This window comes from Streptomyces sp. NPDC096040 (assembly GCF_040303265.1).
In the GTDB taxonomy this organism is placed as follows: Bacteria; Actinomycetota; Actinomycetes; order Streptomycetales; family Streptomycetaceae; genus Streptomyces.
The window spans coordinates 8,337-30,098 of sequence record NZ_JBEOTA010000056.1; the positions used below are offsets into that span (position 1 = coordinate 8,337).

The 21,762-nt window shown below is 70.1% G+C and carries 23 protein-coding genes; 11 read left to right on the forward strand and 12 right to left on the reverse strand.

Features of this window, described 5'->3' with window-relative positions:
• Nucleotides 1-170 precede the first annotated feature (170 nt).
• The 3 genes from ABTY98_RS40010 to ABTY98_RS40020 all read right to left on the reverse strand — a co-directional run bounded on the left by ABTY98_RS40010 (nucleotide 171) and on the right by ABTY98_RS40020 (nucleotide 1,310).
• Entirely contained in the window at nucleotides 171-578 is a 408-nt protein-coding gene (locus ABTY98_RS40010) for an Asp23/Gls24 family envelope stress response protein (RefSeq protein ID WP_352226085.1), read from the reverse strand.
• The gene (locus tag ABTY98_RS40015) at nucleotides 575-745 is read right to left on the reverse strand and encodes a hypothetical protein (RefSeq protein ID WP_352226106.1); all 171 of its coding nucleotides are present in this window, start codon (nucleotides 743-745) and stop codon (nucleotides 575-577) included. Before ABTY98_RS40015 ends, ABTY98_RS40010 begins: the two co-directional genes overlap by 4 nt.
• A 70-nt stretch (nucleotides 746-815) precedes the next feature.
• The gene (locus ABTY98_RS40020; protein WP_352226086.1) at nucleotides 816-1,310 is read right to left on the reverse strand and encodes an Asp23/Gls24 family envelope stress response protein; all 495 of its coding nucleotides are present in this window, start codon (nucleotides 1,308-1,310) and stop codon (nucleotides 816-818) included.
• Between the two features lie 156 nt (nucleotides 1,311-1,466).
• Between ABTY98_RS40020 and ABTY98_RS40025 the strand changes: the two genes are divergently transcribed.
• From ABTY98_RS40025 to ABTY98_RS40035, 3 genes are read left to right on the forward strand one after another with little or no spacing between them, the layout of a single operon-like run.
• A complete protein-coding gene (locus tag ABTY98_RS40025; protein WP_352226087.1) occupies nucleotides 1,467-2,057 on the forward strand; it encodes an RNA polymerase sigma factor in 591 nt (196 codons plus the stop codon).
• Entirely contained in the window at nucleotides 2,048-2,707 is a 660-nt protein-coding gene (locus ABTY98_RS40030; protein WP_352226088.1) for a hypothetical protein, read from the forward strand. Before ABTY98_RS40025 ends, ABTY98_RS40030 begins: the two co-directional genes overlap by 10 nt.
• Complete coding sequence (locus tag ABTY98_RS40035; protein WP_352226089.1) at nucleotides 2,704-3,078, forward strand: hypothetical protein; 375 nt, start codon at nucleotides 2,704-2,706, stop codon at nucleotides 3,076-3,078. The genes ABTY98_RS40030 and ABTY98_RS40035 overlap by 4 nt, the downstream gene beginning before the upstream one ends.
• 199 nt (nucleotides 3,079-3,277) lie before the next feature.
• On the opposite strand, the gene ABTY98_RS40040 is transcribed toward ABTY98_RS40035, so the two are convergent.
• From ABTY98_RS40040 to ABTY98_RS40050, 3 genes are all read right to left on the reverse strand, one after another.
• Nucleotides 3,278-3,802: an MFS transporter gene (locus ABTY98_RS40040; RefSeq protein WP_502994476.1), complete on the reverse strand. Its 525-nt coding sequence runs from the start codon at nucleotides 3,800-3,802 to the stop codon at nucleotides 3,278-3,280.
• 90 nt (nucleotides 3,803-3,892) lie between these two features.
• Nucleotides 3,893-4,108, reverse strand: a complete 216-nt coding sequence (locus ABTY98_RS40045; protein WP_352226090.1) for a hypothetical protein — start codon at nucleotides 4,106-4,108, stop codon at nucleotides 3,893-3,895.
• 112 nt (nucleotides 4,109-4,220) lie between these two features.
• On the reverse strand, nucleotides 4,221-4,520 hold the full coding sequence (locus tag ABTY98_RS40050) for a helix-turn-helix transcriptional regulator (protein WP_352226091.1): 300 nt from the start codon (nucleotides 4,518-4,520) through the stop codon (nucleotides 4,221-4,223).
• 612 nt (nucleotides 4,521-5,132) lie between these two features.
• On the opposite strand from ABTY98_RS40050, the gene ABTY98_RS40055 reads away from it, so the two are divergent.
• On the forward strand, nucleotides 5,133-5,333 hold the full coding sequence (locus ABTY98_RS40055; protein ID WP_352226092.1) for a hypothetical protein: 201 nt from the start codon (nucleotides 5,133-5,135) through the stop codon (nucleotides 5,331-5,333).
• A 30-nt stretch (nucleotides 5,334-5,363) separates the two neighbouring features.
• On the opposite strand, the gene ABTY98_RS40060 is transcribed toward ABTY98_RS40055, so the two are convergent.
• The 3 genes from ABTY98_RS40060 to ABTY98_RS40070 all read right to left on the reverse strand — a co-directional run bounded on the left by ABTY98_RS40060 (nucleotide 5,364) and on the right by ABTY98_RS40070 (nucleotide 9,479).
• Nucleotides 5,364-5,840: a hypothetical protein gene (locus tag ABTY98_RS40060; protein WP_352226093.1), complete on the reverse strand. Its 477-nt coding sequence runs from the start codon at nucleotides 5,838-5,840 to the stop codon at nucleotides 5,364-5,366.
• Nucleotides 5,841-6,475: 635 nt separating this feature from the next.
• A complete protein-coding gene (locus ABTY98_RS40065; RefSeq protein ID WP_352226094.1) occupies nucleotides 6,476-9,010 on the reverse strand; it encodes a tetratricopeptide repeat protein in 2,535 nt (844 codons plus the stop codon).
• The gene (locus ABTY98_RS40070; protein ID WP_352226095.1) at nucleotides 8,994-9,479 is read right to left on the reverse strand and encodes a hypothetical protein; all 486 of its coding nucleotides are present in this window, start codon (nucleotides 9,477-9,479) and stop codon (nucleotides 8,994-8,996) included. Before ABTY98_RS40070 ends, ABTY98_RS40065 begins: the two co-directional genes overlap by 17 nt.
• A 427-nt stretch (nucleotides 9,480-9,906) precedes the next feature.
• Between ABTY98_RS40070 and ABTY98_RS40075 the strand changes: the two genes are divergently transcribed.
• From ABTY98_RS40075 to ABTY98_RS40095, 5 genes are all read left to right on the forward strand, one after another.
• Nucleotides 9,907-10,707 carry a ParA family protein gene (locus ABTY98_RS40075; protein ID WP_352226096.1) on the forward strand — a complete coding sequence of 267 codons (801 nt, stop codon included), beginning with the start codon at nucleotides 9,907-9,909 and terminating at the stop codon, nucleotides 10,705-10,707.
• Nucleotides 10,704-11,618 (forward strand): hypothetical protein, encoded by a 915-nt coding sequence (locus tag ABTY98_RS40080; protein ID WP_352226097.1) that lies wholly within the window; start codon nucleotides 10,704-10,706, stop codon nucleotides 11,616-11,618. Before ABTY98_RS40075 ends, ABTY98_RS40080 begins: the two co-directional genes overlap by 4 nt.
• Before the next feature lie 198 nt (nucleotides 11,619-11,816).
• The gene (locus ABTY98_RS40085; RefSeq protein WP_352226098.1) at nucleotides 11,817-12,293 is read left to right on the forward strand and encodes a hypothetical protein; all 477 of its coding nucleotides are present in this window, start codon (nucleotides 11,817-11,819) and stop codon (nucleotides 12,291-12,293) included.
• A gap of 257 nt (nucleotides 12,294-12,550) precedes the next feature.
• Nucleotides 12,551-15,094: a tetratricopeptide repeat protein gene (locus tag ABTY98_RS40090; protein ID WP_352226099.1), complete on the forward strand. Its 2,544-nt coding sequence runs from the start codon at nucleotides 12,551-12,553 to the stop codon at nucleotides 15,092-15,094.
• Nucleotides 15,095-15,130: 36 nt separating this feature from the next.
• The gene (locus tag ABTY98_RS40095) at nucleotides 15,131-15,634 is read left to right on the forward strand and encodes a transposase (RefSeq protein WP_502994477.1); all 504 of its coding nucleotides are present in this window, start codon (nucleotides 15,131-15,133) and stop codon (nucleotides 15,632-15,634) included.
• Nucleotides 15,635-15,677: 43 nt separating this feature from the next.
• On the opposite strand, the gene ABTY98_RS40100 is transcribed toward ABTY98_RS40095, so the two are convergent.
• The 3 genes from ABTY98_RS40100 to ABTY98_RS40110 all read right to left on the reverse strand — a co-directional run bounded on the left by ABTY98_RS40100 (nucleotide 15,678) and on the right by ABTY98_RS40110 (nucleotide 18,488).
• Nucleotides 15,678-16,865, reverse strand: a complete 1,188-nt coding sequence (locus tag ABTY98_RS40100; RefSeq protein ID WP_502994479.1) for a pentapeptide repeat-containing protein — start codon at nucleotides 16,863-16,865, stop codon at nucleotides 15,678-15,680.
• A gap of 103 nt (nucleotides 16,866-16,968) precedes the next feature.
• Nucleotides 16,969-17,118, reverse strand: a complete 150-nt coding sequence (locus ABTY98_RS40105) for a hypothetical protein (protein ID WP_352226101.1) — start codon at nucleotides 17,116-17,118, stop codon at nucleotides 16,969-16,971.
• 209 nt (nucleotides 17,119-17,327) lie between these two features.
• Nucleotides 17,328-18,488: a competence protein CoiA family protein gene (locus tag ABTY98_RS40110; protein ID WP_352226102.1), complete on the reverse strand. Its 1,161-nt coding sequence runs from the start codon at nucleotides 18,486-18,488 to the stop codon at nucleotides 17,328-17,330.
• Nucleotides 18,489-18,528: 40 nt separating this feature from the next.
• Here ABTY98_RS40110 and ABTY98_RS40115 point away from each other — a divergent pair, with 40 nt between their 5' ends.
• Both ABTY98_RS40115 and ABTY98_RS40120 read left to right on the forward strand, forming a co-directional pair.
• Nucleotides 18,529-18,666, forward strand: coding sequence for a hypothetical protein (locus ABTY98_RS40115; protein WP_352226103.1), 138 nt, complete (start codon nucleotides 18,529-18,531; stop codon nucleotides 18,664-18,666).
• Nucleotides 18,667-18,905: 239 nt separating this feature from the next.
• Complete coding sequence (locus ABTY98_RS40120) at nucleotides 18,906-21,674, forward strand: type 1 periplasmic-binding domain-containing protein (protein WP_352226104.1); 2,769 nt, start codon at nucleotides 18,906-18,908, stop codon at nucleotides 21,672-21,674.
• Nucleotides 21,675-21,762: the final 88 nt, after the last annotated feature.

A 21,762-nucleotide genomic window follows, 5' to 3' on the forward strand; every position in this document is an offset into this window, starting at 1 on the left:
CGGGAGGGCCGGGAGGGCCGGGAGGGCCGGGAGGGCCGGGAGGGCCGGGAGGGCCGGGAGGGCCGGGAGGGCCGGGAGGGCCGGGAGGGCCGGGAGGGCCGGGATCGGGTGTCATCGTGGGGTCCCTCCTTCCTCCATGGCGTATCCGGCGCGCCGGGTGGCGTGGCCGCTCACCGGACCCGCCCCCGGCTCGTGTCGACGGCGGTCATCAGCCGCCGGACGGTGAGGACGACCTCTCCCACCCGCAGGCCGGTCAGCTGGGCCACTTTTTCGGCGACGTCCTGCTGGATCCGCTCGCACACGCCGGGGATGTCGGTGGGGTAGGGGAGATCCATGGTCAGATGCAGGCGCACCGAACCGGTACGGACGGCGGCGGAGGCGCCGGGTGCCTGCGGGTTGCCCCGGTCGGGGGGGACGGCGGCGCGCCGTGACTGGGCCGTGCGGGCGGCCTGGGCGGCGATGCGGGCGACCACCCTGTCCGGGATGACGGTGGCGCCCCGCTCGGCAGGGGGCGGCAAGCCGGTGGCGCGTGCCGACGGGTCGGACCCCTCGCCGGGGGAACCTTGCCGGGCCTTCACCGCTGTCTCCGTGTCCGGACGTCGAGGTCGCCCTGCACGACGAGGCCGACGATCAGCCCCGCCGCACCCAGGACGAGGACCAGCAGAAATGCCCAGAAGCCACCGAAGTATCCGGCGAAGCCCAGGGCCATGCCGGCCACGAGGCCCGTCGTTCCTGCGTTCATCATGCACTCACCCGTCTCGCGGACGTACGACGTCCGCGCGATCACCCGCGCCTGCACGGGACACGGTGGTGGATCACCTCACGCGACCCTGGTCCGGTTCGGCCTCTTCCTCCTCGTCGGGGAGATGGACGTCGTCGACGGCGATGTTCACCTCGACGACCTCCAGTCCCGTCATCCGCTCCACGGCGCTGATGACATTGGTGCGTGCGCCGCCGGCGACGTCCACGATGGAGACGCCGTACTCGACGACGACGTCGAGGTCCACCGCGGCCTGGCGCTCGCCGACCTCGACCTTCACTCCGCGGGTGACGGCTCCGCTTCCGCCTCCGCCTCCGCCGGGGACGCGTTCCCGCATGGCGCCGAAGGCGCGGGCCATCCCCGCTCCCAGGCTGAAAATGCCGGGGACCTCGCGGGCGGCCATGCCCGCGATCTTGGCCACCACGCCGTCCGCGATGGTGGTCTTCCCCCGTGTCTCGGCCGGCGCTCCGGCCCCGGTACGGCCCTTCAGCGCGCTCACGCCCGCATCCGGCCGGCTGCCCCCGCCGACGCTGGTGATGTTCTCCGTCATGGCGGTCGCCTCGATCGATAGGTCGGACACCGGTGTGGTGCCCGTCGAAAGGTTGGACATACGGGGCGGCGGAGTCCTCACGCCCGTCGAGTGTGACGTGCATCACGGATAGTCGTCTGGGGTACCCAGATGGTCCAAGCCTCGTGTGTGGGCGCCATGATCGAACACGCTGCATCCCCATCGCCGGATCGCGGCCTCCTGGGACGCGACCTGCCGGACCGTGTGCTGGCCGTACGGGCGGCCGAGGGGGACGAGGACTCCTTCGCCGTTCTCGTCCAACGGCACGGCCGATCCCTCCTCGCCTTGGCCCGCTGCATGCTCGACAACCCCCAGGACGCCGAGGAGGCGGTTCAGGACGCCTTCGTCAGCGCCTGGCGGCGACTGCCGGAATACCGCCACAGCGCGGAGTTCCGCACCTGGATGTACCGGATCACCGTCAACCGCTGCCTGACCATGCGCCGGCGCCGACCGCCGCCCCTGTCCCTGGACACCATCGCCGAGCCCGCGGCGCAAGACGCCTGGAGCCAACCCGCCCGATCCGCCGAGCACGACGCGGCCACCGCCGCCCTGTCCCACGCGCTCGCCGAACTGGACGCCGGCCAACGGCTCTGCTGGATCCTGAGAGAAGTGCAGGGCCTGCCCTACAAGGAGATCGCCCACGTGACGCAGACCAGCGAACAAACCGTGCGGGGCAGACTGTTCAGGGCACGCCGATCCCTGCAGGAGGCGATGGGCCCATGGCGCTAGACGACCCGCACGCGCGGCCTTGTGAACCCCCCGGAGCCGACGGGCCCCGTACCGGCCCAGCCGCCGCCGGCCTTCCCCCGCTCGCAGGTGATGAGGTACTGCCTTGCGGCCGACTGCTCAGCCGCGTCTGGGAACAGGCCCTGGACGCGGCACCGGCCGCGGACCCGCACACCGTCTCCTGTCCACACTGCCGCGAGGCCGTCGAGGGACTGGCCACGGTGAACGCGGCCACCCGGGCGCTGCGCGCCGAGGCTCCCGGCCTCCACACACTCGCCGACCGCGTCATGAACATCGTCAGAGCAGAGGTACGGCTCGGGCGGCTGCTGCCCCTGGCCGACCCGGTCCGGGACCTGAGGATCTCGGAGAGCGCCGCGGCGAAGGTGCTGCGGCAGGCCGCGGACACGGTCCCCGGCGCCAGGGCCGCGACCTGCCGGCTCGTACCCGAGGGCGACGGCACCGGCGTGCGGGTGACCATGACCCTGGCCGCCGCTCTCGACGGCCCGCTGCCCGACCGGGTCCACCAGGTACGCCGATCGGTCCTCCACTCGGCCGTACAGGACCTGGGTCTTGTCGTGACGGCCGTGGACATCACCGTGGTCGACCTCCTGGAGCCGGACCCGCTCCTCCCACCCGGCGGTGGTCCCTCATGACCGTCATCCACACGGCCCTCCTCGGTGTCGCCGCCGAGGCGGCCCTCGCGGTTCCCGGCGTAACGGGCCTGCAACCCCGTCTCTCCCGCCGCCTCGCGGCAGTCGCCGCGCCCACCCTGACGGACGCCACGCCGCACCACACACCGCCCGAGGCGGCCATCCGCGCCGACCGAGCGCCGGGTGGTTCGGGATGGCACATCGAGGTGCGCTGCACCCTGGCCGCAGGGCGGCGAGCGCTGGACGTCGCCCAGAACGTCCACGACCGGGTGGGGGCCGCCGTCATCTCCCACCTCGCCGCCCTCGACGCCGTGGAGCGGGTCACCGTCGAGGTCACCGTGACCCGCATCGCCACCTGGCACGACGGGGCGTGAGTCCGGCTGCGCGTCCCCCCTGGCAGCGGCCGACAACAGAGGCCAACAGCTGCGAGCGAGCGGACCATGCTCATTTCCCTTCGATCGTGCGCCGCAGCGGGATACCTCCGCGAGCGCCCTCGGCGTCCTGGCCGCCACGTTCGTAGCCCGACGTCTGCGGCGGCGCAGCCACCAGAACTGACGTGGCAGGCGCGGCCGTTCACCGTTCCGCTTCCGGCTGGTGTACGGGCGATACCGAGCGACGGTGAACGAGCGCGGCCACCGCGAGGGTCCCGGTCAGCGCGGCCGGCGCCCCGAAGCCGTAGGTGAGTGTGGCAAACGAGGCGACGGCGGCGACGAGCAACGGGCCGCCCGTGTCGCCCAGTTCGCGGCCCAGCTCGGCCGCACCCATGGTCTGCCCGAGATGTTCCGCAGGCGTGCTCGCGGCCAGCGCGGCGAAGCCGAGCGGGGTGATCAGCTCTGTACCGGCGCCGATCAGGGCCGCGGCGACGAGGATGCCGGTCAGCCTCGGCAGCATCGCACAGGCCAGACCCACGGCGGTGAGCGACAGCCCCGCGGCGAGGCCGACCCGTGCGGTCAGACGCCCGTCGTCCAGAGCGCGCCCGGCTCGCGGCTGGACGATGGCCGCGCAGCCGGCGAGCACCGACACCGCCGCCCCGGTCGCGACGGTGCCCAGCCCGGCAGCCCGGCCGGAGACCGGAAGGAAACCGACCCCGGCCGGCAACGCTGCTCATGGCCAAGCTCGCGGCGTGGCGGCGATGTGTGCCGGGTCATCCGGCGCGTGTGATCCGGATGTCCCGGTGTCGGGGCGGCGTCAGCCGATTCCGGTGACCTGCAGGGCCGTGGTCCAGTTGTTCTTGATGGCGCTGCGGGCGGAGGACAGGGTGATGGTGCCGGCGCAGACGGCGTTCTTCAGCTTGGTCTCCACGCCGTCTTTGGAGTGCGCGGTCTGGGAGCCGGAGTAGGGCTCGGGCCACAGGTTGCCGGTGTCACGGGGCGCGCCGCCGCCGGATTCCAGGCTACCGAGCACACGCGCTCCGGGGGTTCAGTGGCTGTTTCTAAGCCGCCATGACATGACGAGGACGTTGTGTAGCCGTTCGGAGGTGTCGAACCTGCGCAGTGCGGGGTGTCGGGCTGTGGCTTCAGTGCTCGCTGGCGTGCTGGGTGAAGAGCTCCATCAGTCCCCGGACGAGCAGGTGAGCCTCGGCTGGATGGCGGAAGGGGCCGTCCATGTGGAGGGTGTACCGAGTGCGTCGTCCGTCGCGCTCGCGGCTGAGGTAGCCAGCCTGTTCGAGGTCGGTGACGATGCTCAAGGCGGTGCGTTCGGTGATGTCGCAGATCGCGGCGATGTCCCGGAGGCGGAAGCCAGGGTCGCGTGCGATGACCAGCAGCACGCGGGCGTGATTGGTGAGGAAGGTCCATCCTCCAGCCTTCGGGTCCACCGAGTGTCCTCCGTCGTCGCCACTGCCCTGGCGGGCGGCGCTGCTGCGTCAGGTACCAGGTCCGGCGCTAGCGTACGGTGCGCTGCCTGTCCGTCCCTGACTGACAATCCTGACCTCTTCTGGCTTTTGCAGAAGAGGTGTCGCCGGGCTTGACCGGCTTGCCCGGCCGGGCTGATCTGCGGGAACGGGCCAGGCTTGCCCGGAGGTGCTGCAACCCTCGGTGCGTCCCTCGGTCCCAGGATGGGCCAACCCTCCAGCCCACCAAGGGAGCAACCCACCAGCCACGGCGGGCCGCGCGGCCGACGACGCGCGGAACGAGCACCGGGCGCCCGTTCCCCTGTCACGGCGCGGACCGCACCCGAGAGAATCCAGACCGGGGCCGGATCGGCCCACTTCTTCCGAACCGCACAGCCGCCGGGCACAGTACCCGACCAGCACACCGCGCCAGAGACTCCGAGCCCTCCTCCGGACAGACCGAACGGATCGCCGCCATGACCACTCACCGGCGGTGCCCGACCTCACCCCCGGCGCGGTTCGAACAACCGTGCCAGAGCGGCCGGTATTCTGCGGGCGGGGTGGCCTGAAGGTGCCACCCGGAACAGGACGCCCACCATGACCACGCCCCCGCCGCCGATCTCGGAGCCCGACCCGTCCGCGCTGGTCTGCCCCGGCGACCGGGTCGGCCCGTGCACTGGATGCCAGCGCAAGACGCACCGGTACGGCAGCGGCGGCAGCCCGCTGTGCCAGTGGTGCATGGCCCCGGTCATGGAGCAGTGGGGTACGGCCGTGCGGTACGTCAGCACTCGCGGCTGACCCGCCAAGAGGCGCGCGCTCGCGGACCGGTCAGGCTGGCACGGCTTCCCTCAAGACCTGCGCGGTCCGGTCGCAGATCGCCGCCAGCTGCTCGCGGAACGGGTAGATCTGTCCTGCCCCCGCCACGTCCCGTAGCGCCTTGAGTGCCTCCACCCATTCAACGGCGCCTTCCGGCAGCGTGTACGGCTGCCCGTTCATCCTGACCGCCGCTCGCGGCGGCGCGGGGATGGTGATGGTCTGCGTGCGGGTCGTCGTACGCTCCACCACTTCACGGACGGGGGCGGTGGTACGGCCTCCGGCCGTCACGGGCCGCTCCGCACGGGCCTGCGCGGTGCGCACCTCCCACGCCCGGGTGCGGTGCGCAGGCCTGCAGTACTGGGGTGGCCGGCCCCGGCCGCTGTACGTCATCGCCGTACCGCACCAGGCGCACGACCGCTCCACCAGCCGCGTACGGACCGCCGTCTTTGCGTCCTGGGATCCGTCTCGGACGGAAGCCAGTTTCGTCACGGACGTAAACCTACTACCTGGGAAACAACATGAACACGGGGTACTCGATCCGGTATGTCCACGCTGCCCACACGAGCACACAACATCCTGCGCAGCCGTGGGAGCCGCACTACCAACGCCGACCATGGGCCCGACCAGGGTCGACCCAACCCCAACCAGGGTGCCTACCCGGCTTGTCCGGATCCACGCCACGACTTCGGTCGCGGTGTGAGCAAACCCTGTTCGGCGCGGCGGACTGCGGAGCAATGAGGGTCTTGCTGGGTGCTCGGGAGTCGATCGCTCAGGAGCGCGGAAACGTCCATCCCGTCCATTCGGGCCGTGGGGGCTGGACGATCAGATCCACTTCAGGCGCAGGCCTGCTCGGCGGGACGTCACGGCTGGCCGCGGCCCGACGAGCGTGCCGACCGTGGTTTCCGGTGTGGCTTCCTGTGATGTTGAAGTCCAGGAGCAGTACGTCCAGGTCCTGGACCTGCTTGCTCGCGCCGGCTTTCTCCAAGACTTCCTGGGCCTGGCGTACGAGCTGCTCAACGGTTACTCCCGCGCACCCTCGCGGAGCGGTGCCAGCTGGCTGTGCCGGTTTCAGCAGATGCCGTTTCGCGATGACTTCGGGAGTCACCGAGCGCCGGTTTGCTTGATCAATGCTCCCCAGAACTGATGTCACTGGGCGCGTGATCCTCTCTGCCCAGCTCGTGAGATACCCGGTTGCGCCAGTAGGCCAGGTTGCGCCGGGTGGTGAGGGTGTGGGGGTGGTCGGCGCCCAGGACCCGCACATGGTCGTCGAGCAGGTCGGTGAGGGCGGCGGCGGCACCCGCCGCATCCCCCGCCTCCCCCCGCCAGTAAGCCAGTTGATGCCGGGCGGCGAGGGTATAGGGGTGGTCGGCGCCCAGGACCCGCACATGATCGTCGAGCAGGTCGGTGAGGGCGGCGGCGGCACCCGCCGTATCCCCCGCCTCCCCCCGCCAGTAAGCCAGTTCATGCCGGGCGGCGAGGGTATAGGGGTGGTCGGCGCCCAGGACCCGCACATGATCGTCGAGCAGGTCGGCGAGGGCGGCGGCGGCACCCGCCGCATCCCCCGCCTCCCTCCGCCAGTAAGCCAGTTCACGCCGGGTGGTGAGGGTGCGGGGGTGGTCGGCGCCCAGCACCCGCACCCGGTCGTCGAGCAGGTCGGCGAGGGCGGCGGCGGCACCCGCCGCATCCCCCGCCCGCCCCCGCGACTGGGCCAGGTTGTACCGGGTGATGAAGGTGCTGGGGTGGTCGGCGCCCTGCACCCGTACCCGGTCGTCGAGCAGGTCGGCGAAGGCGGCGGCGGCACCCGCCGCATCCCCCGCCTCCCCCCGCCACCGGGCCAGTTCATGCCGGGTGATGAGGATGTCGGGGTGGTCGGCGCCCTGCACCCGTACCCGGTCGTCGAGCAGGTCGGCGAAGGCGGCGGCGGCACCCGCCGCATCCCCCGCCTCCCCCCGCCACTCGGCCAGTTCATGCCGGGCGGCGAAGGTGTCGGGGTGGTCGGGGCCGAGGTGGTGGCGGGCGGTGTCGGTAAGGTGCTGGAAATGGCTTCGGGCTGCCGTGACTTGCCCCGTCTCGCCGAGACTCCTGCCAGCGCGGTAGAGCACCGCATGCGCGTGGGGCCGGTGGAGGACGTCGTCGGCGCAGGTGCTGAGGGCGGCTGTGTTGGCGCGCAGGGCCTGGGCGAGGGCGGTATCGCGTTCGATGCTGGGCCAGGCGGCGAGCAGGGCGGTTGCGGCGGTGCGGGCGGTCCGCTCGTGCTGGTGGGGAGTCAGGGTGTCGCGTGCGGCGCGCTGGACGAGGTGGTGGATCCGGACGCTCTGGTGGGGGGTGCCGGGGGTGTGGTCGATGAGGTGGAGCTGGTGCAGGGCCCGCAGCGCACGGGCCGCGTCCCGGTCCGGGACCGGGCTGCTGTCAGGCGGGGTGTGTCCGTCGGCGGCTGGATTGCGGTGCGCTGTGAGGTAGGCGCGGGCGGGTTCGCTGGTCAGGACGGTTTCGGGGATGCCGTTGGCGTCGAGGAAGGAGGCCAGGTGGAGCATGGGGCGGGCCAGGCCGGCGGGGCGGAGGGCATCGGCACGGTCGATGGACAGTGACCAGGCCGCGGCGACGGTGATGCCCTGGTCGTCAGGCAGCGCGTCGGGGGCGGCGTCGGCCAGGGTGGTGGCCCGGTCGGCCAACAGGTCCCGGTAATCCGCGCAGGCCAGGTGAGCGTCGGCGAGGTAGGCGGCGGCCTGGGACAGGGCCAGCGGAAGACACCCCAGGTCGTCGGCGAGGGCAGCGAGTTGATCGGCGGGTTCGACGCGCCCGTGGGAAGCCAGCACGCCGGTCAGGTAGGCGACCGCCTCGGCCCGGCTGAACAGGCCGACCTCGACCAGACGGCGGCCGTTACCGGTCAGGGCGGCATCACGGCGTCGGGTGGTGACCAGGGTCCGGCCGTACGGGGTAGGCGGCGGCCACCACCCGGCCAGGTCCGCCGGGTCTGCGACATCGTCCAGCACGACCAGCCACCGGCACGGCTTCGCCCCCGCCTTGGGTTCCAGCCAGGCCAGGAACTGCCTGGCCGCAGCGTGCGGGTCGGCCGGGTCGGCGCCCAGGACCTCGATCCCGGCCTGTCCGTACCCGGACGCGGCCGCCGTGCTGCTGGCGGCGGTGATCCACACCAGTACGTCGACCGTTCCCGTCTCCTGGGCGTGCCGGGCGTAGTCGGCGGCCAGCTGAGTCTTGCCCACCCCGCCCATCCCGGCCAGGACCTGGCCGACCACCGCGGTTCCGCCTTCCGCCAGAGCCTGCCGCAACCGGGCCACCTCGGCCCGGTCCTGGAAGCAGTTGGCCCGGGCGGGGATCACCCCGACCTGGTGCGGCCACGACGCCGGCTCCTGCCGCGCGCGTCGTTCAACCACGGTCAGGTTGCCGCTGACCGCGACGGCGTGGGGCCCGTTCGCGATCGCATCTCCCGTGCCGCGCACCTGCACAGACACCATGGCGGCGGCGCCGAGGCCCGCTGCGGGCTCCCGGTGGCCGGTCACCGCCGTCCCGCCGTCCACGGCGTGCGCGTTGCCGGTGTCCGCCGCACTCACCTCGGGCACGGTCCTGTCCGGGCCCGGGGCGTAGCGGTGTGCGGTGCTGCCGGTGTGGTCGTCGGGCCGGTCAGCTGTAGTCGACACCGGTGCTCGCCCTGCTGCCGGCACCGTCCGCCGTGGCGTCTCCTGTGTGCTGCGCGGTCGCCGTCCCGCAGCCGGCGCCTCCCGGGCGCACCACCCCGGTGCTGGCCGTGCCACCCCCCGTCGCCCGACTGCTCCCGGTGTCGGCCGCGGTGTCCACCGGCCCCGCCATCTGCAGTTCGGCCACCAGCCGCACCAGAGCCGCGGCAAAGCCGGCGTCGTGCTCGGCAGCATCCTCCAGCGCCAGCTCCAGGCGCTGACGCGTGCGCTGCGACGGCTCCTCCAGACCAGCCCCGGCCTCCTCGCGCGCCCGCTGCAACGCCGGATCATCCCCCAGCTTCACGCTGATCAGCTCGTGCAGCCGGTCCATCCCCGCATCCAGCCCCCGGTCAACCTCCGCATCCGCCCGCCCCGCCACCCGCCGGGCCTTGCCCACCAACCACGCGAACGCATACCCGACCGCGATCTCCACACCCGTCACCACAAGCCCCCTCACCGACCGGATACCGGAATAACGACCGTACCCGTCCGCCCCCCACTCGGACCCCGCAAGTCGCGGCCCATCAGCGTCAACGGCCTGTGTGTAGACATCCAGCCTCGACTCCGCCGCCACATCTGAGACTTCCCCAATCAGCCGGGTGCAACAGGGCATACCTCACACTCCCACCGCAAGCCTCCGGGTGACGTCACAACAAAGTGACATCGCAGACTCGGTCAGATGGCGGCTCCCACAGTCACGTCGAAACGGCTCCCACAGTCACGCACGTAGCCAGCCAGCTGCCGTCCACGACAGGCACGCGCCGAGCGGGTAGCTGGATGGCACCGCTGGCCAAACGCTTTCCTGTCGATACGCTTCGCTGCGTGAGTTCGGCTTATCGACTGATGATGAAGGTTCCGACATGAGCAGAGTGCTGGCGGTGTACAGCGAGAAGGGCGGCGTGGGCAAGAGCGCCCTGTCCGCAGGCCTGGTCGCAGCCGCACGGAAACGGAAGCTCGGTGTCGTTGCGGGCGATCTGGATCCCCGTGGAACCTTCACGGCGGAGCTGGGTATTTCGAGCGAGGACGCACCAGCGTTTTCCATGAACGACCTGCTCGCGCTCGACCCTCAAGGGGAGACCGGTCTCGCCGCAGACGCGTTCGCACCCGCCTCGAAGGCCTGGTCGGGTGTCCAGGTCATCGCCGCGGAGCGTGCGTTGGCGAACCGCGAGACCGACAACGTGGCCGTCGGCCTTGAGTTCCGTCTGCGTCTGGGGCTGAAGGGCGTGGTCAAAGACGGCATGGTCGGCATTCTCGATCTGCCTCCCCGGGCCGGCGGGAAGCTGGTGACCTCCGCTCTCGTGGCTGCCACCGACGTGGTCATCCCCGCGACCCTCGACGAGGACGGCCGGATCGGTGCAGCAGAAGCGCTGAACACGATCAAGCTCGTGAAGGACCTGGGCATGAACGCGGACCTTCGGGTGGTCGGGATCATCCCGTCGATAGTGCCGGGCGGCCGGAGCACGCTGAAGGACGCCATAGGGGAGTACCTGGCGGACACCTATGGATCTCTCTACCGGGACGATCTGGTGATCCCCCGCCATTCGGTGCGGCAGCAGACGCGGTTCGCGTGTGTGCCCATCACCGATGCGCCGGGCCGGGAGGCGCAGGCACTCACCGACGTATACGACCGAATTCTCACGGCATCAGGAGTGGAAGCGTGAGCAGCAACAAGCTCATCACGGCTGGGAGCAGCCGTCTGAGGAAGGCCGCCGACTCGGCTGTCGACCCCGCAGTCCCCGCCGAGCTGCAGCGGCAGGCGGCAACGGACACAGCGAAGACCGGCACGGCGGGCCAGGAGCTCAGTGTCTTCGCGCACGCTCGCGTCATCAGCGGTGACGACATCACCGGCACGCCGGAAGAGCAGCTGGCCTACGTCACCGACCGCCTGCTGGAGATTGACACCGCCGGGAAGCGCGCCGAGGACTTCATCGTCCTGAACAAGGCCGTGCTGCTGGAGGTCGCCCAGGAGCGTGAGCTGCACGTGGTGGCCGGCCAGAACAACTTCTCGGTGTGGGCAGCGGGGGTTCTCGGTATCCAGCCGAAGTACGTGTTCGAGCTCCTCAAGGATGCGGCCCGGATTCGATCCATCAGCGAGCTGGGGCCCGATCTCGCGCAGCACCTGACGCGCGCATCGGCCCGCAAGGTGATGGCGGAAGTCATCGACAAGCAGGGCTTGGAGACTGCGCAGCTCGTGATGCACGAGGGGCTGACGCAGGCCGCACAGCAGGGTCTGAAGCGGCCGACCGCTGCTCAGCTGGAGGCGATCGCCAAGGACTTGGCTGCTCCGACGATTCCATCGCAGGAGCAGCGCTCCGAAGCCTCCGAGGTTCGGGCGCCGGAACCTCCCGCAGCGGCGCCGACTGCCTCGTTGGAGCGAGCGGTCGCCGCGCTTAAGGAGCGGGTGTACGCGGCGCTCGCACCGGCTTCGGTGCAGGCAGCGCTGGACGCCGACCCGATTGCGGTCCGCGAGCACGTGGAAAAGCTGGAGGCTGAGCTTGAGCGGGTGACGAAGCGGCTCGCCGGCGCGCAGCGCGCTATCGCCTCGACGACGTCGGAGGACGCCTCGGTCTAGCTCAGCGGGGTGAGTACGGAGGTCAGAAATTCTGACCTCCGACGGAAGCGCTGAGCCCCGACGGAACACCGTTCCTCTGTCGCACTCTCCGGCCGGGCAGGCTCGCCGCCTGCCCGACTTCGTCATCCGCCCACTACGGAAGGGAAGTTGGCGATACGGTCTGATACAGGATCGGCGCAATTGCGTGGGGGGGCGTTGATGATGGGGATTGAGCTGGTGGTCGGCTACTTGGCCGCGTGGGCGGTACGCAAGGGCCGTCGTGTGGCCGGCCGCGCCGACCAGGAACTTGACCAGGCGCTGGACGCGGGCATGGACCGCCTGCACGAGCTGGTCGCGGGCAAGCTCGGTGGCGATCCCGCTCTTGAGCGGCTGGCCCTGGAAGGCCAGTCCGGGCAGGAACCCTCGGAACGGACCCGCCAGCGCGTCCAGCTCGCCCTTGAGGACGCTGCCGACGACGACCCCGACTTCGGACAGACCTTGCGGGCCGCCGTCGACCGGCTGGAAGAACTGAAGCAGCAGGGCAGCGCAGTCACTGCCACAGGGGACGCAGCGGGCGCGGTCGGCGGCAACGTCTCAATCCGCGCCGACCGTGGTTCAGCGGCCGCCTGGAGCATGGGTAACGTGACGCTTGGGACGCCGCCGGACCCTCAGCAGCCGAGCCCGCAACAAGGCTGAGCCGGCTCGGCACCCCTTACTCCGGCACGCCCACAGCCGCACCCGCTGCTCCTTCCTCGACGGAGAAGGGCATATCGGCGGACCGCGGCAGTATGGCCTTCGGCCACGCTGATCAGGTCCGTTTCTACGCCGCTAGCAGGGAAAGGGCGTCCTGGCCGCATCAGGTTGGGGTAATCCCGCCGCGCGCGCAGTGGTTCCAGAACCGAGCCGAGACAACGCGACTGGCCCGGCTCCTGTCCGGCGGCGGGACCGTCGTCGTGGAATCCGACCAGCCCGTCCCAGCGGGTGGCGTACTGGCGGGGATGGGCGGAGTCGGCAAGACCCAGCTCGCCGCCGCCCACGCCCGCACTGCCTGGGATACTGGCGAGTTGGATGTACTGGTGTGGGTCACCGCCAGTACTCGTAGTGCGATCGTCGCGGGCTATGCCCAGGCCGCTGCCGAGCTCCTGGCCGCAGACGCGAACAACTCCGAGACAGCCGCAGCAGAGTTCCTGGCCTGGCTGGAACCGAAGCCGGGCAGACAGCGATGCCGATGGCTCGTCGTGCTGGACGACATCGGCGACCCCAGCGACATGAAGGGGTTGTGGCCGCCGACCAGTCCTACCGGGTTCACGCTGGCCACCACCCGGCGCAGGGACGCCGCCCTGACCGGCAACGGCCGGCAACTGGTCAGAATCGCCCTGTTCACCCCAGACCAAGCCCTCTCGTACCTCACACGCGCCCTGGCCGACAACAACCGCACCGAACCAGAAGCCCAGCTCACCGCCCTCTCCAATGACCTCGGCCACCTGCCCCTCGCGCTCTCCCAGGCCGCCGCCTATCTGATCGACTCCGGCGAGACGGTGGCCGCCTACCGGGAACTGCTGGCCGACCGCACCACGAAACTCGCCGAAGCCGCACCCGACGTCCTGCCCGACGAACAGGCCCTGCCCTTGGCCGCCGCCTGGTCGCTGTCCATCGACCGCGCCGATACTCTGCGCCCCGTCGGCCTGGCTCGCCCCATGCTCCAGCTCACTGCCTTCCTCAGCGCTAACGGCATACCCAAGAACGTCCTGACCAGCAGCGCCGCCCTGACCCACCTCGCCATGCACCGCACTCACCCCAGCCCGGACCCCGCCGGGGAGCCGGCTCCGGTTTCCGCCCGGGACGCGATGCGCGCCCTGCGGGCCCTGCACCGGCTCAGCCTCATCGACCACACCCCAGACACCCCCGACCAGACCGTTCATGTCCATCAGCTCATCCAGCGCACGATCCGCGACACTCTCACCCCCAATCAGTACGATCAGGCGGCGCGCAGCGCCGCCGACGCCCTCCTACGAGTCTGGCCCGCCATCGAACGCGATACCGTCCTCGCCCAGACCCTGCGTACCAACGCACAAGCCCTGGCCCGCCACGCAGAACAGGTCCTGTACTGGCCTAGCGCACATACGCTGTTGTTTCGCACCGGCGACAGCTTCGGAGAGACAGGCCAGACCGCCGCCGCCCGCGACCATTTCCGCCACTTTGCTGATACCGCAGTGCGGCACCTCGGCGCCGATCACCCCGACACTCTCAGCGCCAGGGGCAATCTCGCTCGGTGGCGGGGGCAGGCGGGGGACCCGGCCGGAGCCGCCGCTGCTTTTGCCGAAATACTGGAGGACACCGTGCGGGTGCTGGGCGAAGACCACCCCAGCACCCTCGTCACCCGAGGCAACTTCGCCTTCATGCGGGGGGAGGCAGGAGACCCGGCCGGAGCCGCCACCACATTGGCCGAACTGCTGAAGGACATGGTGTGCGTGCTCGGCGAAGACCACCCCAACACCCACGCCACCCGAGGCAACTTCGCCTCCATGCAGGGGGAGGCGGGAGACCCGGCCGGAGCCGCCACCACATTGGCCGAACTGCTGAAGGACATGGTGCGCGTGCACGGCGAAGACCACCCCAACACCCTCGCCACCCGAAATAACCTCGCCTCCATGCAGGGCGAGGCAGGAGACCCAGCCGGAGCCGCCACCACCATGGCCGAACTGCTGACCGACCGGATCCGAGTGCTGGGCAAGGACCACCCCAGCACCCTCACCGCCCGAAGCAACCTCGCTCAGTGGCAGGGGGAGGCGGGAGACCCAGCCGGAGCCGCCACCACCATGGCCGAACTGCTGACCGACCGGATCCGAGTGCTGGGCAAGGACCACCCCAGCACCCTCACCACCCGAGGCAACCTCGCCCGCTGGCGAGGAGAGGCGGGAGACCCAGCCGGAGCCGCCACCACATTGGCCGAACTGCTGAAGGACATGGTGCGCGTGCACGGCGAAGACCACCCCAACACCCTCGCCACCCGAAATAACCTCGCCTTCATGCGAGGGGAGGCGGGAGACCCAGCCGGAGCCGCCACCACCATGGCCGAACTACTGACCGACCGGATCCGGGTACTGGGCAAGGACCACCCCGACACTCTCGCCACCCGGAACAACCTCGCCTCCATCCAGGGGAAGGCAGGAGACCCAGCCGGAGCCGCCACCACATTGGCCGAACTGCTGAAGGACATGGTGCGCGTGCACGGCGAAGACCACCCCAACACCCTCGCCACCCGGAACAACCTCGCCTCCATGCAGGGCGAGGCAGGAGACCCAGCCGGAGCCGCCACCACCATGGCCGAACTGCTGAAGGACACCGTGCGCGTGCTCGGCGAGAACCACTACCTCACCCACGCCGCTCTGAACAACCTTGCCCAGTGGCGGCGGGAGGCAGCCAAGGCTGCCACCGCCTACGTCGAACTGTCGACGCACGTGGTGCAAGTGGTGAGTCATGAGAAATGGTTCTGAGTGCCCGACTCAGCTGGTAGGCGGGCTGGACACTGTGTGGAACCCGTAGCCGACGCTCACCGGCTGCCAGCACGGATCACTGAACCCGGAACGCAAAAAGGGCCCGGTCCCGCAGAGGCGGGACCGGGCCATTGTGGTTGGTGCCTTAGTTCGTATCGACGGGGTGGGTGGCTCTTCTTCCCCGGAGCCCGCCAGGCCGTCCAGATCAAGCGCCGCCGCACCGACCGAAAGACCGGCAAAACCACGATCACGACCGTCTACGCAGTCACCAGCCTGACCGCCGGGCAGGCCACCCCGGCCCAGCTCGCCCGACTCGTCCGCGACCACTGGACGATCGAGGCCCTGCACCACGTCCGCGACACCACCTTCGCCGAGGACGCCTCACAGCTGCGGACCGGCAACGCGCCCCGCGCGATGGCCACCTGGCGCAACCTCGCCATCGGAGCCCTCCGGACAGCCGGGGTGAAGAACATCGCGGCCGGCCTCCGTCACAACGCCCGCGACCCCCGTCGCCCCCTCGCGCTCCTCGGCCTCGGATGAGCACAAACCCGGCGTCACGCAACTACGCCGAAGCCCTGCTGTGTCAGCCGGACCAAGCTCGCGGCAGAAGGAGGCCGATCGGCATGGACGACCGGCGCGGCAGAGGCAGACCAGACGGTGCTGTACCACGGGCTTGCCTGAAGTCGACCGTGCCGCTAGAGAACACTACTTCCTTGAAGTCAACCGCACTGCCGGAGAACCTGGTCCCGTGGAAGTTGACCGTGCTGCCAGAGAACGTTGTCGAGTGGAAGTTGACCGTGCCGCCGGAGAACCTCCCCTCCTTGACCTTGACCGCGCCGCCGGAGAAGGCCGCTCCGTAGAAGTTGAGTACCCCGTCGCAGACCGTCAGCCTGTTGAAGTAGACCATGCTGCCGGAGAACATCGCCTTGCCGAACTCGACGGTGCTGCCGGAGAAAGTTGCTCCCGAGAAGACGACTGCGCCGCCGGAGAACTTCGCCGCATAGAAGCTGACTTTGCCGCCGGAGAAGGTCGTCCTGTGGAAAGCGACCTCACCGCCGGAGAACGCCGCCTCATCGAAGCTGACTGTGCCGCCGGAGAATGTCGCTTCGGAGAAGTCCCCGCCGTCAAACGTGGCGCCGGTGAAGTCGAAGTCGTGGCCTTGCCACGAGTGGAGGTGCTCGGGTTCCAGACGAAGGTGGTCGCGGATGAGGCGGATGACGGAGTGTCGGACCTCGCGCAAAGCCAGATAGTTGTGTCTGGCTTCCGCGTCGCCTGCTGGCAAGTCAGCCTCTCCGGTGTAGGGCAGGCGGAGATAGGAGCACAGGACGTCGATGCAGGTTTGACGCAACTCGCGAGTGGGGGCGTCGTCGGCGAGTCCAGCCAGGGCGTGCACACCGCCGAGACGCACGGCGGCTGAGTCGTGGCCCAGGTGGCTCACGGCGGTGGTGAAGCGTTCGGTGTGCAGGCGCGTGGCCTCTCGCAGGGCGCCGTCCTCGTCCACACGCTGACGCCGATAGGCGACGACCAGAGCGACCAGGGCGCCAGCCCCTGCAACCACCCCGAAGGACAGCTTTACCAGGTCGAACAGCGTCTTGGAATCGACGCGGTGTTCGGGCTTGAGCCCGTGGGCACTGAGGAGGTCCCATCCGGTGTAGAACACCGCGGCGGCCACCAGAAGCGCCGCAGCGAAGGTCAGCGCGAGCACACGGCCGACTGGCCACAGGCGCAGCCCCCGCCGCTCCGTCCGGCGCCGCGACGTAAGTATTCCCATACCCGTTCAAGACTGCTATGGGGTCACGATGGTTGCGGCTAGCGTGCCGGACCGGCGGCTGCAGGGCTAACAACGGCTAACACATTTTGTCGAAGTTAGCTGGTCATGCCTGGGTGGGGTCCTTGATGAAGCGGTGCGGGTGGGCAGCCTTGACGTACTTCATCGCAGTTTCGGGGGCGATCCCGAAGACGCGCATCAGGTGGACGGGGTCGGCGGTCTCGTGTGCTTCGTCGAGGATTCGGTCGATCCTCAACTTTTCTGGCTGGAGGCCGAGTTGAGTAAAGATGGGTTGGATGCCGTATTTGGCGACTGGCGGTCCGTCTGAGTCGAGGGCGGTGACCTGGGTGACGGCCCCGGTCTCCTATCTCTGACCCACGGTGCAAGGTAGAGCCACGTCTTACGGGGACTCAGGCTGGGGAGGACAGGGGCGCGGCGGCCACTCGTCGTCGGCGAGCGCCGCGGCTATGGCCTGCTGGCGCAACCGGCGCAATCGCTCACCAGTGGCTCGGTGCTCCTCGAAGCGCTCGCGTCGTTCCTCCGTGGGGAAGAGCATCGGCAGCCCGACGTCCAGGAGGAAGTCGGGACAGGGGCCGGCCAGTGGGAGCGGGTCGAAGACGGCCAGCAGGGTCCCGGGTCGTTGACGAGCGGGACGCCGCTGGAGTACCGGCTGTCTCCCACACTCCAGCCGACAGTCACGCGGGTGAGGAACATGTCGGCGGCCTGGGCGATGGCTCGCTCGATCCCGGGCAGCCGGGCGGAGTGCCGGGCCAGGGCCGCCCGGTCCGGGTCGGAGCGCGCCGTACGTTCGGCGAGCTCGGCCTCCTGCCGGGCGTACCCCCGCCGCTCGGCACGTTCCTGTTTCTCCTGTGCCGCGCGCTGCTGCTTTTCCTCATCTCCCAGCTTCTTGGCCTCCGCCAGTACGCACTTGGGATGGGCCCACAGCCGCGTCACGGGCCGGACCACGTGACGCGGCGGCGTGCGTGGAGCGTGCGAGACGAACCGCGAGGTGAGGACCCTGATCACGAACTCGGAGAGCGGTATGGACGGCTCGGGGTCCCAGTAAGCGCCGGTGAACCGGGCCATGGGCTCGACGGCGACCAGGTCCTCGCCCTGCCGGGCCAGCCGCACCGAGGGAACGGCGCCCAGCCAGGGAATCCGGCTGCGGTCACTGAACCAGTAGGCCCGTACGCCGTCAGCCCCCATCCGCTGCGTACGGGCACGAATCTCGGCGGCGGTGATGCTCGCCAACTGCGCCTCCAGGGCGACACGCCGGCTGTTGGCCGTGGAGGCGAGGACGTCGGCCCGCCAACGATCGTCCGGCCCGCTCACCTCCAGCTCGGCCATCCATCCGGCCGCGCGGGCCGCCTGAGCAAGCTCCAGCTTGAGCAGGTGGTGGGCCATGGACTCCTCGGCCAGCGTGCACGTCGGAGCCCCAGGCGCATGGGCGAAGAACCGCAGGCCCAGGAGCGACACCTTGGCGTGCATCCCGTGGCCACACTCCCGGCACGCCAGGGGGGCCGGCGGCCGCACCCGGTGGATCGCACTCCAGTCCCAGCCGCAGCCGAGATCCGGCAGGGAGACGTCCAGACGGCCCCGCTCCGCGTGTACGGCAGTGAAACTCACAGCGCTCCCCCCACGTCATGGCGTCGCCGCCCATCGTGCGATGACCCTTCAGCACGCGTTCTCCGCCGCCGCGATCAACGTGGTCAGGCTCGACGCGTACTGGGCCAGCCGGCAACCCCGCCCGCCCAAGACCAGAACCAGCCGCCTGTCCAGACTCACCTACCGACTCACCGCCTGACAGTGAGAATTGACCATGGCATCGCCCGGAGGTCTGACTCTTCGCCTGACACACCCTACGAAATGAGCAACAGAGTCGACCGCGGCGTCAAAGGTTGAGCGGAAGCTGCCCCCGGAGGGTGTCATTCCAGCCAGTACCGGCCAATAATCGATCATATTCGGTCGGAAAACGGGGGTAGCTGTAAAGGACTGGTGACAGTGGGTCGAACGCTGTTCGGCCCTCACTAGGGTCCCGGAGCCATGGCACCCGTCTTCGAGCACGCGGACAAACTCTTCGCGCTGCTGCACAGCCTTGTCCGCCGGCCCAAGAAGGGGGAGTTCCCCGAGGCGACCGAGGGCCAGGACGGTCTGCCCGTCGTCATGCTGGTGGGCTACGAGGAGAGCGAACTCGCCGAGCTGGCCGAGACCATCGACAAGACGTCCTGCAAAGAGGCCCAACCGCCGCGCATCCCGCACAAGTTGATCGACGTGTCCGGGGTGCTCGCGACGATGAACGACCAGCGCCCCGACCTGGAGGGCGACTGGCGGCGAGCCGAGCTGTACCGCCGGGTGCTGGTCGAACTGGCCATGGAGTTCGCCTCGCCCAGCAACAGCCCGGACGCCCGCGTCCAGTTCCGCCGCTTCGGGCTCGTCAACTGGCTGTTGGAGACCAACAACACGGCCGATCCGCTGCGGGGGCAGCCCGACCACGAGCTGCTGATGCGGCTGCAGACCCGGGAACTCCAACGCCGGGGCTTCTTCCGGGTACTGCGCAACCCGACCACCGAAGTCGCCCTAGAGGGCCGGGCGCCATGGTGGGCCTGGATCCTGGGCCTGCATGTTCTGCCGGTGCTGTGGTTCAGGGCCTGGCGGGCGGTGGGCCCGGAGTACCGCTGGCTGCTGCGCCAGCCCTACATGGCGCCCCGTGACCCCGGCACCTTCGCCGGCTTCGCCCTGCGCCTGACCCAGCCGCGCTTCGAGCACGAGAACCCCGAGCAGGTCGGCAAACTGCTCGTCAACGCCTTCCTGGAGGACCTGAGGGTGGCCTACCGGCGCCGCATCTGGCGGCGGCGGGCCTGGCGTCGTACGACCTACTGCGTGGCCTTGCTGAAGGGGGTCAAGGAGGACAACTTCGGTCGGCAGCTGATCCGTTCGCTCATCGAGGTGCGCATCGAGACCGGCGACTTCGACCCGCTGCTGGTCATCGGCACCAGCCAGACCCACGACTACGCGGGGCCTCAGTGGGGGCAGTTGGAGGACGACCTGGTGATGAACTGGGGCGCGCAGTTCGTCGCGGCCAGGCGTGGGCGCAGTGCCGAGGACTGGTATCTGCCAGTGCGGATACCTGCCACGCTGGACCCGGGGACCGACGCCTACACCCGGCACTCCAAGAACCTGCTGCCGAAACTGCAGTTCAGGCCCGAGCCGTCCCCGCGCTGGGCCCGTCGCCGGGTCACCGCGCTGGCCGTGGTCCTGGCGGTTGCGCTGGTGGCTGGTGCGGTCGGCTGGCGGCTCAACCCGGCACCGGCGGAGCGGTGGGAGCAGCAGCACTGCAAGCTGCCCCGGACCGATCCGGATGCCGCCACCGTGGAGACACGGGGGGCCGAGTGCGTCGGCGTCGCCCCCCACGGCTTCGCCTTCGGCTCCCAGGACGAGAGCCTGAAGAAGACGCTCAAGAAGATCGACGAGCAGAACAGGGCGGCCGAGGAGATGCACCACGACGCCCCCGACCGGCCGATCGTCACGCTGGTCCACCTCTCGGCGCTGCTCAGCAGCCCCGGCAAGGGCAAGGCGGCCGGCCTGCTGTCGTATGCGCGGGAGGCGCTTCAGGGGGTGGCGAGCGCGCAGAAGCGGCAGCTGAACAGGACCGGCAGCGACGACCCGCTGCTGCGAGTCCTCCCGGCGAGCGCGGGCCTGAACATGCAGTACGGGCCCGAAGTGGTCGACATGATCGCGAAGATGATGCGCACCGACCCGACCATCGTCGGTGTCACCGGCCTCGACCAGAGCCGCAAGGCGACCATCACCACCATCCACCGGCTCACCCGGATCGGCCTGCCGATGGTGGCCACCACCCTGTCCGCGGACACTCTTCCCGAGGCCTCGCCGCTGTACTACCAGGTCTCCCCGCAGAACCGCCGGGAGGCCGCGGTCGCCGCCGCCTACGGCAAGCACCTGGTCGCGGACAGCCCCGGCAAGCTGAAGCCCAGGGTGCGTGTCGTCTACTCCGCCGACCCGACCGACGAGTACAGCAGCAACCTGCGGGCCGACGCCGCGACGTCCTTCCACGACGCCGGCTTCGAAGTCGAGCAGCAGGCCTACAAGCCCGCCTCCCCCTCCTCCGGAACTCCCAACGCCCCTGGAGTCAGCGAGGTCGGCGCGGGCACCTGTCACTACCCGGGCCTGATCTTCTTCGCCGGGCGCTCCGAGGACTTCGACACCGTCCTGTCCGCCGCCAACGACTCCTGCGGCAGCTCCGACCCGCCCACCCTCCTCGCCGGCGACGACATCGCGCGACTCGCCGCCAACCCGGACCGGCGAGGCGCCTACCCGCGCATCCCGTACGACTTCCTGGACTTCACCCAGGGCGTCGGGTCCTGCGACGAGCCCAGCGACCTCTACACCATCATGCAAACGCTGTTCCCGGACGAGTGCAACCGTGTGGAAAACTCCTCCCTCGACGGGCACGCCGCGCTCGCCTTCGACGCGGTCAACCTCTACCTCAAGGCCGTCACCACGCTCCCCGGCTCCCCGAACCGGATGCCGATCACACCGGGCGCGGTGTGGAAGGCGCTGGGCAGCATCCATGGGGACAGCGCATTCGACGGGGAGAGCGGGAGCATCGACTTCGGCGGGGTGGTGGACCGCCAGGTGCCGCTCGACAAGCTGATCTCCGTGCAGCGGGTGCAGGGGCCGAAGAGGCCGAAGCAGATGGGGTTCTGCGGGGTGCCGGGCAGACAGCACCAGAACACCTGGTGTCCGGAATCGGAGGCGGTCCAGGCGCCGGCGGACGCGCTGACGGCGGGGTGAGCACAAGCGCAGCGTGCGCCAGCGAGGCCGTAGTCCGTGGTGTGGGCCCTGTGCTCGTGAAGCTGTGGCCAGGGGCATGCCCCTGGCC

What these genes read in the sequence shown, in the direction of transcription:
- ABTY98_RS40020 (WP_352226086.1), bottom strand. Translation starts at nt 1,310, where the DNA reads ATGACGGAGAACATCACCAGCGTCGGCGGGGGCAGCCGGCCGGATGCG.
- ABTY98_RS40100 (WP_502994479.1), bottom strand. Translation starts at nt 16,865, where the DNA reads ATGGGAATACTTACGTCGCGGCGCCGGACGGAGCGGCGGGGGCTGCGC.
- ABTY98_RS40055 (WP_352226092.1), top strand. Translation starts at nt 5,133, where the DNA reads ATGACCACGCCCCCGCCGCCGATCTCGGAGCCCGACCCGTCCGCGCTG.
- ABTY98_RS40025 (WP_352226087.1), top strand. Translation starts at nt 1,467, where the DNA reads ATGATCGAACACGCTGCATCCCCATCGCCGGATCGCGGCCTCCTGGGA.
- ABTY98_RS40085 (WP_352226098.1), top strand. Translation starts at nt 11,817, where the DNA reads ATGATGGGGATTGAGCTGGTGGTCGGCTACTTGGCCGCGTGGGCGGTA.
- ABTY98_RS40035 (WP_352226089.1), top strand. Translation starts at nt 2,704, where the DNA reads ATGACCGTCATCCACACGGCCCTCCTCGGTGTCGCCGCCGAGGCGGCC.
- ABTY98_RS40115 (WP_352226103.1), top strand. Translation starts at nt 18,529, where the DNA reads ATGACCCTTCAGCACGCGTTCTCCGCCGCCGCGATCAACGTGGTCAGG.
- ABTY98_RS40030 (WP_352226088.1), top strand. Translation starts at nt 2,048, where the DNA reads ATGGCGCTAGACGACCCGCACGCGCGGCCTTGTGAACCCCCCGGAGCC.
- ABTY98_RS40120 (WP_352226104.1), top strand. Translation starts at nt 18,906, where the DNA reads ATGGCACCCGTCTTCGAGCACGCGGACAAACTCTTCGCGCTGCTGCAC.
- ABTY98_RS40075 (WP_352226096.1), top strand. Translation starts at nt 9,907, where the DNA reads ATGAGCAGAGTGCTGGCGGTGTACAGCGAGAAGGGCGGCGTGGGCAAG.
- ABTY98_RS40015 (WP_352226106.1), bottom strand. Translation starts at nt 745, where the DNA reads ATGATGAACGCAGGAACGACGGGCCTCGTGGCCGGCATGGCCCTGGGC.